Raw genomic sequence first — 12,010 nt, forward strand, 5'->3', positions numbered from 1 at the left:
TAGCCTTCAATTGTTTAGTATAGACCATTTAACAAGAGAATAACTATATCCATCGCAAAAAATAAGGCAAGATCAACTGTTTAGCCCTCTTGTGATCGCAAAATAATACATTGAATCTAGCTGACAGAGAAGCTAGTAAGGGTCTATTTCCAATAAGATGTCTAATATCGGTAGAATCAGCACCTTAATGAGGTTTAATAGTCAGAATCAAAATCTGGCCATGAACCAGTTACGTTTTGCTGAACATAGTTCAAGATTGAATTTACAAAAAAAGCATCTAACTAATTATGAAGTCATGGGTGGTTCCAAGGAATTATTGAACAACCGGGCAATGATCAAGCGTTTTGAAGCAATTGAAAAAAATGAAACTAAAGCAGTTGCAGAGATTGGTTTAATGTCAACGACCCTTAGTGGACTCAAAAATATTTTAGACACAATCAAAACTAGTGCATCCCGTGGTGCTTCTGATACATCAGGTCCTGAAGAGCTGTTGATCCTTGGTCAAGAGCTTCGTGGGGTTGCACAAGATTTTTTTGATGGAGTTAATACTAAAATCAATGGCAAGTATATCTTCGCTGGTTTAGGCTCTGATAAAAAAGTTTTTGATACTAAAGAAGGACAAATATTTTCTGCTGGTACTTACTTGGAAGGGTCTAGTTATGCAGGTAATAGAGTAATTGAAGGTAAGAAAGCCAGTATTGGTTTAGATAGTTTATTTGCAGCTCAAGAGAGTTCTGCTAATTATGTTGGTTCCGTACCATCACCTGCAACACTTGCAGCTAATGCTGAACTTAATTTGGTTGTGAATGATGGTTTTAATGAAATCAATGTTGGTGACATAGCTTTCACTACAGGAGATACAGTAACCAATATGGTAACTAAGATCAATGCAGCGTTTAATACTGCTGGTGGAGTTGGTACTATAGTACAAAATACAGGTGGTGCTTTAGATTTTAATACTTCATTGATTACCGGTGATTTAGAAAATGCTAAAGCAGCAATCATTATTAGTCCAGGTTCAACACTGTCGACTACTTTGGATGAACTAGGTCTTACAGCTGGTACCACCTTTGGTACTAGTACAAGTATTCAAAATACTTTTAGCAAGCTTGAAAATGCTTACAATTCTCAAAGTAGCCAATTGGTCAGAGAGTCACTTGTCGATATTCAAGAACTTATAAATAGTATAACTCTGATAGAAACAGAGCTTGGTGATATTGAGTCCAAGTTTAACGATGCAGTTAACAGCCATTTTAGTATAAGAACAGATCTTGAGATTAAAGAATCTGAACTTGCCACAATTCCAATTGCTGATGCAATTCAAAGAGTAACAGCAGCACAAGCTGGTCTCAATGGGTCGATGCAAGCAGCAGCAGCAGTATTGCAAGCAAGTATATTTAATTTCTTGAGTTTATAGGATAGATGAAATGATAGGTAGATTATCAACACAACTAATGTTTAATATGCTGGGAGGTCAAATCAGTTCTAATCAAGCACGTGTTTTTGATTTATCAAATAAGATCAGTACTCAAAAGAAATTTATTCGTGCCTACGATGATCCAGCAGCAGCCACTGAGGCAATGAAAATTCAAACTAGGTTGGGTGAAAATCAACAAAGAACAAGAGACCGTGTACAAGCTCAACAAGAATTAGAACTTGGTGAATTAGCCTTAAGAGGGATGGAAAATTTATTACAAAGAATGAGAGAAATAGCTGTGGCTGCAGGTAATGATGTACTGGGTCCTGATGAAAGAGCGGCTTACGCAACTGAAGCTGAATCAATTGTAGATTCTTATACACAGTTGGTTAACACTAAAGTTAATGGTAATTATGTTTTTTCTGGTCAACAGTCTGATCTTGTAACACTTAGACTGGCTGATGGAGCTCCATATGGCTCAGCCATTTTTAAGCACAACTCTGATGATGGTAAACAGAGAATGATAGATGCTATTCCTTCTAGTGTTGATATTAAAGACTCTTTGATTTCTGCTGCAAGTTCAGCAACAATGACGAGTGGTGTTATTAATCCAGTCACAACTGTAGCTGGTGATCTTGATTTTGAAATTAATGATGGTAATGGAACGATTACTAGTTTTACTGCAAGTATTGGTATTGGTGATACTTTGTCAACAATTATAAGTACTATTAATACAGCATTTATTACTGCAGGTGGACCTGGAGCAATTGCACAAGAAAGTCCAGCAGGCTATCTTAATTTGGATACAGCTTTAGCAACCGGATCTACAGCTGGAAGCGTAGCTAAGATTCAATTACTTTCTAGCTCAGACACTGATCTTGCCAATGAACTTTATTTGAGCAAACAAATTTTTACTGGTAAGGAAGCTGGTGTTTATAATACTTTTGAAGCATTAAAGACTGCTTTGGATAATAATGACCCGGTTACTATTAGAGGATTGATTGATGATTTTGATTTCAATATGAAACAAGTTAATGATTTGACTGCGACTATGGGTTTGAGGATTGCCAGAGTCGAAAATCTCGATAGTCTTGCTGAGGATGTTGATTATACTTTGCAGAGTAATTTATCGACAGTGCAAGATATTGATATGGTCAAAGCTAGTTTGGATATTGCTAATGCACAAGCTGCACTAGAGACGTCAATTAGTTCAACGTCAACATTTTTCAGACAGAGCTTGAGGGATTTTCTTAGATAGGAGTAGATTATGACAGGAACATTTGGTGGACTAGGAATAAGTACTTCAGGCATGCAAGCTGCGCAGGCTGGACTTAATGTCTCAGCTAATAATATAGCAAACGTGAATACACCTGGTTATTCTCGTCAGAGAGTTAATTTCAAACAGGGGGCGACAACAAATATCCCTGGAGTTAATGTTCAAAGAACATTTTCGGGAGTTGTAATTCAAGACATTGAAAGAATTAGAGATTTATTTTTGGATCAAAGCTTCAGACAACAAGCAAGTAATTTAGGCTTTAATAATAAAATTGCTGAACTAAGTATCAATATGAACAATATCCTTGGTGAACCTAGTGAGACTGGTCTTACTGCCAAGCTCACTAAATTTTTTGAAGCGGCTAAGGATTTTGCTGCAAGCCCTGACTCAGATACTACAAGGGTGCTTTTTATTAATTCTGCTGAAGCTTTGACAGATACTTTTAACCAAATAGATGATTCAATTGGGTTACTTAAAAGAGGTTTAGATCTTGAAACTAGTGGTCAGATTGATGGACCGATTTCAGAACTTAATGGTATTCTTGATGAGCTCGGAGAAGTGCATGCACAAGTCTTAAAGTCAATTGCTAACGGTGTTACGTCTGGTGAACTTGAAGATAGGCGTGATACTTTAATCGACAGAGCAACTGCATTGTATGACTTCACAATTCAGACAGAAGTCAATGGTACTTTCCGTAAATTAACAACTACTTTATATGACAGTGAAGCTATAGTAACTGCAACAAATGGTTTTCCTAATGTTGATGATGATATTGCTGCAATCACTAGTTCAACAAATACAATCAGGTTGAGTGTGGACAATGGTGCTGGTACTAGTGTTGGTCCATTTACTGTAAATTTAGTAGCTAATTCAAGTATGAGAGAGATTGTTGACAAAATTAATGCTACTTTCAAGGCGCAGGGTGGTGGTGGAACTATTGCGTCAATTAATAATGAGGGTAAGCTAACCCTATCTACTGCTCTCATTGACAATGCTGTCAATGACGCAGATGCAGAGATTGACATCGTTAGTGGTTCTGCTTTAATTGCACTTGGCTTAACTGCTGCTACTACAAATGGCTCTGATGGTACGGAAGTTACGGTCCTGGATAGTTCTGGAGCTCAATATATTTTTGATGTTGAATCTGGTAATAATTTACTTGATCCTTATCCTAGTACTTTGATTTTAAGGAGTGTAGATGGTTTGTTGACCCGTGAAGGTAGTCTGGATGGTGCAAGTGGTGAGCTTGGTGGCATGTTGCATATGACTAATAAAATTATTCCTGAAATGAGAGGGCAATTGGATGATTTGGCTCTTAGTATCAAGGACTCAGTTAATGACTTGCTTACTTTAGGTACAACCGTTGATGGTATTGCTGGTGCTGCTTTATTTAGTGGGACTGGTGCTGGTAATATTGGAGTTGTTGCCAATATTGTTAATAATCCTGATTTGATTAGTGCTGGTAAGACTGCCAATTTGAGTGATGGTTCTATAGCTGCAGAGATTGCCGATTTATTTTATGCTTCTAATAATTTAGTTAGTGACAATGCTAAAACACAAATGATGTTTATTGATTCACCAAGTGCAGCCAATGTCCAAAGTTTGATCCCATTGATTCCTGGTCAGCAAATTACTTTACATGCTGATGGAATCGTTTTTGATGGTGCTAGTGAAGTCAATGCAGGAACCAATGGTTTTGGTAGTGCGAGTTTGGTTCAGTTTGAATTTCTTGATGCTGCTGGTACTGTGATTGGTTTAACCCAAAACTTTTCAAGTACTACTGGCGCGCCTGAAGAGAGGGTCACTTATACTGGCACTGTGCCTGCTAGTGCAGCTTTTCTTCGTTTCAAAATGAACGGTACTAGTTTTAACGATAATGATTTAACTGATAACCAAGGACACTTCCGTCTTTCAGTAATTCAAGGCGGAGTGAATGATGCTGCTACTAATTTAAGTAACAAGGCAACAGACATTGTTGGTTCTTATGGTACTACAGCCAATATTGCGATTTCGAAAGTAGAGAATACTCAAAGCCTATTAACTTCAATTGAGAATAATAGAATTGCTACTAGTGGTGTCTCACTTGAAGAAGATTCTTCTGAATTAATTAGATTCCAAACAGCTTTTGCTGCCAATGCTAATGTGATGCGTGTTTATAATGAAGTACTAGAAACAATGTTGTCTATGGTGTAATCTATTTGCTAGAATAACTTAGCGATGATAGATATTGAGTTGTATCAAAAGAATTTAGCTTTTTGGGAAGATGCTTGGGCACGAGTCAAAAAAGCCAATACTAATGTCACTGATGTCTTGGATTATATTCCTGAGATTCCTTTGGTTTTTAAAGAACATGATTGCAAGCGTATTTTAGATATTGCTTGCGGCTCTGGTTGGCTTAGTTTCTTTCTAAATGAACAAGGTTTTGAAGTTGTTGGAGTAGATATCTCTGCCTCTGCAATTCGTTTAGCCAATGAAGTAGTAGCAGAACGTAAATTAAACACTGTTCAATTTATTCAAGCTGATATGTTTGCAATGGATTTTCCTGAGAATAGTTTTGATGGAATCCTTATCAATGCTTGTTTTGAGCATCTTGATTATGATCGCGGTGCTGAATTCTTGCAAATGATCAAAAAATATCTCAAGCCTGATGGCATTATGTTTGGGGTCTTTGATAAAGTAGCGAGCGGTAAGCGCGGCAGCTATGAAGTACTTGAGGATGGTAGTCATCAGTATAATGACGAGTATCGTGATGGTATGCTCTTGCGTTATTATAATGATGAAGAATTAGAGTTTTTGCTTCAAGAAACTAATTGGCAAGTGATTTCTAATCGCAAGAATAAGCACGAGAGTCGCATTGTCATTGCAAAAAACATTAGACCTGTTTCGAAACAAAGTTTCGATGTACTGGTCGCTCAAAAAAAGGTAGCAACCGCGCGGAATGCGAGTGTTGATTTTGGAGATAATTCCGACTTTCAAAACAAGTCTACTAAATGAAAAAACAAACTATCTTAATTCATACTTTGGTCTCGGTTGTGCTTGCCGGGCTCTTGTATTTTTATCAGCCATTATTTGCAAAGTCTTTTTTGATTGCTAGCTTTGTATTTAATCTATATTTGAGACTTCTTTATACTGGTTTTGAAGCACCATTGAGGACACTAAAGTCTGAAATAGCCATGAAAGAGCCAGTTGATGATGATAAAGCAGACGAGAGTATTAAGATAAATCCACTATCCCTGCTTCTTTCAGTCTTGAGAGTGGTGCTCACTGCGGCTATTTTGGCAATACTTATTATGAAATTTAAGCTTAATCTTATGGCTGCTGGAATGGCTTTCTTGCTTTATCAGCTAATATTAATAGCAATAGGTTTCTACTATAATGCATCACATCAACGGACAAATACTAGGTAATACAGTCAATATCGACACTCTTTATTTTGCGTGGGGATGTATGGCCGTGATTTTGCTTTGCTCTGCTTTCTTTACTGCGGGAATTTCTGCAGACACTGGCAAGTATGGAGTGAGACAACATTTTGCAGAGAGCTTGTTTAGTTTTATTCGAAACTTAGTACGTGATCAAATTGGTAAAAGAGCAGATGAATATGTGTTCTTCATTGGATCAATTTTTATTTTCATTTTGACCAGCTATTATGCTGGTTTAATACCTTGGAAACTAGGCGCAATATTTTCTTGGTGGCCGCAAATCCCTGTTCACGAAGCTGCTGCACATGGTCATCACGCTGCAGTTCAATTACATCCGTGGCACGGCGCAAGCCCGGTCGCTGACATTAATATTCCAGCAGCAATGGCTTTGATTGTGATTTGTGTTTACATTGCTTCTGGTATCAAAGTTGCTGGCTGGAAATACGTTGAGACTTTCTTGCCTATTAGGTTTAGCCAAAAAGGTTGGGCAATACTCAATCCCATGTGTCTAATTGAATTGATGGATCTTGCTGTAAGACCGTTGACTCTCTCTTTGCGTCTTTTTGCCAATACTGTTGCTGGTGAAACTTTGCTTGTTACTTTTATAGGCTTTTTTTGGTTTATCCTACCTTTGCCAATTTTGGGTTTTGAGCTTGCTGTTGGTTTATTGCAGTCGTTTATATTTACTATTCTTGCTACTGTATATATTGCAACGGCGGTTCAGCATGCTGAGCACCTAGTCCATGAATAGCCTGTCTGAAAAGTCCCATCTGCTGCGTTACGCTCGTTTTGATAAGTCATCATTGGCGGCTCAGCCAACTCAGCCTTCTCAAAACATCGCAAGCCTTGCATATGAACCTTTTCAGAGAGGCTATTAACAGACTATAGTTAAAATAGTATATGACTCACGCCTTTCACTTATTTGCAGAAATCTTCCCAGTCTTTTTGATTGCGATAATCGCTTCAAGCCTGATCGATCAATTTATTAGTGATGAAGCGCTCAGCTATATTTTTGACCGGACTAATGATTTTGTTGGTGTTTTGATAGCAAGTTTGATTGGATCTTTGATTCCAATTTGTACTTGTGGCATGATCCCGCTTGCTATTAAGTTACACGAAAAAGGTCTCAAGTGGAAAAGCTTGACAGCTTTTTTGGTTGCCGGTAACGCTTCTAGTATTCCAGCATTGATATTAACAACAACCATGGGCATGCAGCTGACTTGGATTCGGTTTATTAGTTCTGTTGTTTTTGGGATACTCGTTACTTATTTACTCAAAATGATTGCTCCTAAAGACTTTCAACTTGAATTGAAAACACAGCACCATCATCACGATGAGGGCTGTTGTGACCATAAGCCAAATGTCATTGCTAGAGTTTGGAAAGATATTCTTGAAATCTCTACTAGCTTTTTACCGTGGATTATTTTTGCTATCGTGATCGCAAGTTATCTCTCAAGTATTAGTGATAGCGCCAACTTGATTAGTTTTGTTAATTCATTTGATCATCCATTGATATCCACTGCACTTGCCTCCGTGATTGCATTTCCGTTTTATTTTTGTGCTGGTGCTGATATTCCGATTAGTCAGGAGTTTGTGAAGTTGGGTGTACCAATAGGTACTATAATTAGTTTTATGCTTGCTAGTCCAGGTGTAAATTTCACCAGCTTCGTAGTTTATAGAAAGGCAGTTGGTTTTAAACAGGCTCTTGTTCTTACTTTAGCTTCTATTGTTGCTGCAATTTGTATAGGTTCATTTCTATGGTTACTTTTTTAAAACAATACCAAGAATTACTTACTAAACTGAAAGCCTGGAGCGAGGCTTACTATCTCAATGACGCGCCTGTTGTTGAGGACGCTGTTTATGACGCGCATCTGCAAGAATTGTTGATACTTGAAGCGGCTAACCCAGAGATTATTAGTTCTGATAGCCCAAGCCAAAACGTAGGTGCAAAGCTAAGCTCTACCAAGTTTGGCAAAGTCAAACATGAAATCCCTATGATTAGTTTGGCTAACGCATTTGGACCAGACGAAATTAGAGAATGGGAAGAACGCATTAATCGAGTCATTGGTATTGAGACCAAGCGTGAATATATTTTTGAACTCAAGATAGATGGTTTGAGTATTGCAATTGATTATGCAAACGGTAAGCTAGTCAGAGCAGCTACTCGTGGTGACGGCAAAGTTGGAGAGGATGTTACCGAGAATGTGTGCACTATTATTACTTTGCCACAAGAAGTTAATATTGAGACTTTGCAGCTAGGATCTAAGTTTCAAATTCGCGGTGAGGTGTATATTAATAAAAAAGACTTTGCTCACATTAATGAAGAGCAAACAAAGCTCGGTGGCACCATCTATGCTAATCCGCGCAACACCGCTTCTGGTTCATTAAGACAACTTGATTCCAAGGTGACAGCAAGTCGCAAGCTTGATGCGATTTTTTATGCTTTATTTCCGCAGGCTGAAACTCAGATGGAGAGCTTGAAACAGCTTGAAGAGCTTGGTTTTAAGACTAATGCCGCCAATAACAAAGTTTGCAAGACCATTGACGAGGTGATAGAGCTTTATACCTATTGGCAGGAAAACAAAAATAGTCTTGATTATGAGATTGATGGAGCGGTTGTAAAAATAAATCAAATTGATTTACAAAAGACTCTAGGTTCTACAGCCAAGTCACCACGTTGGGCTATTGCCCTCAAGTTTGCCGCTGAAATTGCTGAGACTCAAATAGAATCTGTGGATTATGAACTTGGGCGCTTGGGTACTATTACGCCAGTGGCTAATTTGAGTCCGGTACAACTTGCTGGCACAACAGTTAAGCGAGCTACTTTACACAACTTTGATCAAATCACACGGCTTGGTATTAGAGTTGGTGACTGGGTTAACGTTCGCAAGGCTGGTGAGATCATTCCGGAGATTGTTAGTGTGAATCTTGCCAAGCGAGGTGAGACTCAAGCCATTGAAGTGCCGATCGCTTGCCCCGTTTGCGGTTCAGAAGTTGAGAAAGAGGATGTGAGTTATAAATGTACTAATGTAGCTAGTTGTCCAGCACAAGTCTTGAGGCGTATACAGCATTGGTGTTCTAAGGGTGCAATGGATATTGGTGGAGTTGGTCCTGCGCTGGTTGCTACTCTGCTTGAAAATAAATTAATTAAAACCCCATTGGATTTATACCGGCTCAAGCTTGAAGATATTGCTGGTCTTGAGCGCATGGCTGAAAAGTCCTCACAGAATGCTATTGATTCTATTCGCGCAAGTCGTAGCCAGAGTTTTTCTCGTTTTCTTTTTGCTTTAGGTATCAAGCATATTGGCGTCAATGTCGCTGAACTGATAGCAAGCTATTTTCCTGATCTCGCTATTTTAGAGTCAGAACTTTTGAATAATTATGGTGAGTCTTTACTCAAGGTGGATGGTCTTGGTCCTAAAATAATTGAATCACTGCAGGAATTTTTTGAGTCTGATACCTATAATGAGATTCGCAAGAGCTTAAAAGCTCAACCAGAACTTCTTGATATTCAAAGCAATGCTGCAAAACAAGTGGGGACTAGTCTTGAGGGTTTGAGTTTTGTTATTACTGGAACCCTTACTGAGAGCCGTTCTCATTACGAAGCTTTAATTAAAGACAATGGTGGCAAAGTTGGCTCTTCTATTTCCAAGAAGACTTCTTATTTGCTTTGTGGCGAGAATGCAGGATCAAAACATGATAAGGCAGAGCAGTTGGGAGTCAAGATTCTTAACGAGAAGGAATTCTATGAGTTGCTTTAGATCTTCGTCATTGCCAGCCCGAAGGGCGCGGCAATCTAATACATTAATTTGGAGGGCTTCGCTTTTTGTGATTCTCTTTTGGGGGCTTGCAATGACTGGGGTTCAAGCTCAAGAAATCTCAATTGGTTTATATGACCAGATTGATACTTTATATCTAACAGCTAATAAAGATTACGAAGTTAATGAAGATCTTGATAACAATGCAGCTTTTGCAAATTCAAGAACGATGTTAAAAAAGAAAACTGGTGATCGAGCTTTGATTCGCTCTTCGCCAGCTGCTGCAAACTCATTATTGATCGCTGCTGAGCCTGATTTAATAACTACTAGCCGTATTGTGGAGTTTATTTGTAAAGAGGATTGCTTGTTTAAAATCAAACATGGCAATATAAGTCAAACCTATCGAGGCTCTATAGTGATAAAACCTCAGCATGATTATTTTACAGTTATTAACAGACTTGATTTAGAAGATTACTTGCAAGGAGTCGTCCCGGCAGAGATGCCAAGTACTTGGCACTCTGAAGCGCTGAAGGTACAAGCAGTGGCTGCAAGAACTTATAGTCTTTCGATGCTTGGAAGACGGAACGCTCTTGGTTATGATCTTAAATCTAGTGTTGAGGATCAGGTTTATTTGGGTTATGACAAAGAAAAACTCAGTACTAATGCTGCGATCAAAGCTACTCAAGGAGAGTATTTGATCGATCAACAAGGTTCTTTTGTGAATGCGTATTTTTCGAGTATGGCTGGTAGATATAGTGCAAGTCCAGAAGAAGGCTGGGGAATAAGTTCTGAAGAATATCTAGTGCCACGTAAAGAACCAGCGAATGCCAGTCATGGTAAATGGCAAATGAGCTTTAGTCAGATAGAGCTTGATAGCAAGTTAGTGGATTTGAAAATCGGAACGATTGAATCAGTCACTGTTACTAATAGATCTATTGAGGGCAGAGCAACTCAAGTATTAATAGGTGGAATTAATGGCTTTGCAACATTGACTGGCGAGGAGTTCCGTCACCAACTTGGTTTGCGAAGTACTGATTTTAGAATTAGTTTTGATCAAGGGAAACTAAGAATTGCTGGATTTGGTTTTGGACATGGTATCGGTATGTCTCAATATGGCGCCAAAGCTTTTGCCGAAACGGGCAAGAACTACCAAGAAATTCTTGGACATTATTATACTGGGGCTCGGTTAGTTACTAAGCCGTGAAGCTAGTTGCTATAGGTTGAGCTTGTGAAACAGTTGTTGTAGCTTCTGGTGCTAGTTGTGCTTGCAATGCTTTTGCTGCATTTAATAATGCATTTCCAAAACTAGTGAGTAGTCTAGGTAGAGTTTTAAGCCTTGTTGCTTGAGCCGTCTCTTCAACTTGCATAACTTCACCAAATGCAGGTGCTAGTTCTTTAATTACTGTTCCAAACAGGGCTTCAGGACTTTGGGGGTCATTAGCTGCTTGCGCATTAACTACTTGTTGATGTGCTTGAGCTAATTCTGCACCAATTGCTTTTGTTAGGAATGAATTAAGTGCTTGTTTAACGATTGCGTTCTTGTCTGTGGAACCGGCTAATGATTTGACTGCCGCTACTGTTGCTGCGACAACTAGGTCAGCATCTTGAACACCTTGAGAGTCTGCTTTGCTAGCGTAATCAATAAATTGAGGGTTTGCTAATAGGCTGGTGATTTTTGCAGTGACAGCTTGTTCTAGTTGAGGAAGCTGTTCTAGTGCGGCTTTCATCGCACTGCTTGGTTCTGAATTATTAGTAGCACCAAATAATCCTGCTAACGGAGATTGTGCTATTAGGTTTTGAATGAAAGCCATTGCATCATTAGCTTCTGGATCATTAGCTTCGCTGCTTTCTGGTTGGATAGCTTGAAGGCTTGTTAAATACTTAGCCAAAACTTGTTCTATATTATTAGCTACTGGTTGAGCTAATTGTTGCGCTACTGGAGCTTGTGTTGGCAGAGCTGTTGGAGCAAAATCTCCACTTGCTGTAAAACTTGGTTCTTGATTTGACTGAGCCGTAACTGTTTGGCCATTGAAAATTTGATTAACTGCTGACATTATTATTTCTCCTAAACCCCCTGAACACGTAAAGTATTATAGCATATTAATTTGTGTTTTGTAAAAAAGACTAGACCCTAGCCATT

10 protein-coding genes are annotated in these 12,010 nt (G+C 38.7%); 9 read left to right on the forward strand and 1 reads right to left on the reverse strand.

What is annotated here, in order from left to right:
* Positions 1 to 157 precede the first annotated feature (157 nt).
* From O3C63_04740 to O3C63_04780, 9 genes are all read left to right on the forward strand, one after another.
* Positions 158 to 1,417, forward strand: a complete 1,260-nt coding sequence (locus O3C63_04740; GenBank protein ID MDA0772232.1) for a hypothetical protein — start codon at positions 158 to 160, stop codon at positions 1,415 to 1,417.
* A gap of 10 nt (positions 1,418 to 1,427) precedes the next feature.
* Positions 1,428 to 2,675: a flagellar hook-associated protein FlgL gene (gene flgL, locus O3C63_04745; GenBank protein ID MDA0772233.1), complete on the forward strand. Its 1,248-nt coding sequence runs from the start codon at positions 1,428 to 1,430 to the stop codon at positions 2,673 to 2,675.
* Between the two features lie 9 nt (positions 2,676 to 2,684).
* Positions 2,685 to 4,886, forward strand: coding sequence for a flagellar basal body protein (locus tag O3C63_04750; protein MDA0772234.1), 2,202 nt, complete (start codon positions 2,685 to 2,687; stop codon positions 4,884 to 4,886).
* 24 nt (positions 4,887 to 4,910) lie between these two features.
* Positions 4,911 to 5,687 carry a class I SAM-dependent methyltransferase gene (locus O3C63_04755; protein MDA0772235.1) on the forward strand — a complete coding sequence of 259 codons (777 nt, stop codon included), beginning with the start codon at positions 4,911 to 4,913 and terminating at the stop codon, positions 5,685 to 5,687.
* On the forward strand, positions 5,684 to 6,100 hold the full coding sequence (locus O3C63_04760) for a hypothetical protein (GenBank protein MDA0772236.1): 417 nt from the start codon (positions 5,684 to 5,686) through the stop codon (positions 6,098 to 6,100). The genes O3C63_04755 and O3C63_04760 overlap by 4 nt, the downstream gene beginning before the upstream one ends.
* A complete protein-coding gene (gene atpB / locus O3C63_04765; protein MDA0772237.1) occupies positions 6,069 to 6,863 on the forward strand; it encodes a F0F1 ATP synthase subunit A in 795 nt (264 codons plus the stop codon). The genes O3C63_04760 and atpB overlap by 32 nt, the downstream gene beginning before the upstream one ends.
* A 149-nt stretch (positions 6,864 to 7,012) precedes the next feature.
* On the forward strand, positions 7,013 to 7,885 hold the full coding sequence (locus tag O3C63_04770) for a permease (GenBank protein ID MDA0772238.1): 873 nt from the start codon (positions 7,013 to 7,015) through the stop codon (positions 7,883 to 7,885).
* Positions 7,870 to 9,873 carry an NAD-dependent DNA ligase LigA gene (gene ligA, locus O3C63_04775; protein ID MDA0772239.1) on the forward strand — a complete coding sequence of 668 codons (2,004 nt, stop codon included), beginning with the start codon at positions 7,870 to 7,872 and terminating at the stop codon, positions 9,871 to 9,873. Before O3C63_04770 ends, ligA begins: the two co-directional genes overlap by 16 nt.
* A 67-nt stretch (positions 9,874 to 9,940) precedes the next feature.
* On the forward strand, positions 9,941 to 11,074 hold the full coding sequence (locus O3C63_04780) for a SpoIID/LytB domain-containing protein (protein MDA0772240.1): 1,134 nt from the start codon (positions 9,941 to 9,943) through the stop codon (positions 11,072 to 11,074).
* Here the strand turns inward: O3C63_04780 and O3C63_04785 are convergent.
* The gene (locus tag O3C63_04785) at positions 11,064 to 11,924 is read right to left on the reverse strand and encodes a hypothetical protein (GenBank protein MDA0772241.1); all 861 of its coding nucleotides are present in this window, start codon (positions 11,922 to 11,924) and stop codon (positions 11,064 to 11,066) included. The genes O3C63_04780 and O3C63_04785 overlap by 11 nt on opposite strands.
* Positions 11,925 to 12,010 lie beyond the last annotated feature (86 nt).

Source organism: Cyanobacteriota bacterium, from assembly GCA_027618255.1.
GTDB lineage: Bacteria > Cyanobacteriota > Vampirovibrionia > LMEP-6097 > LMEP-6097 > JABHOV01.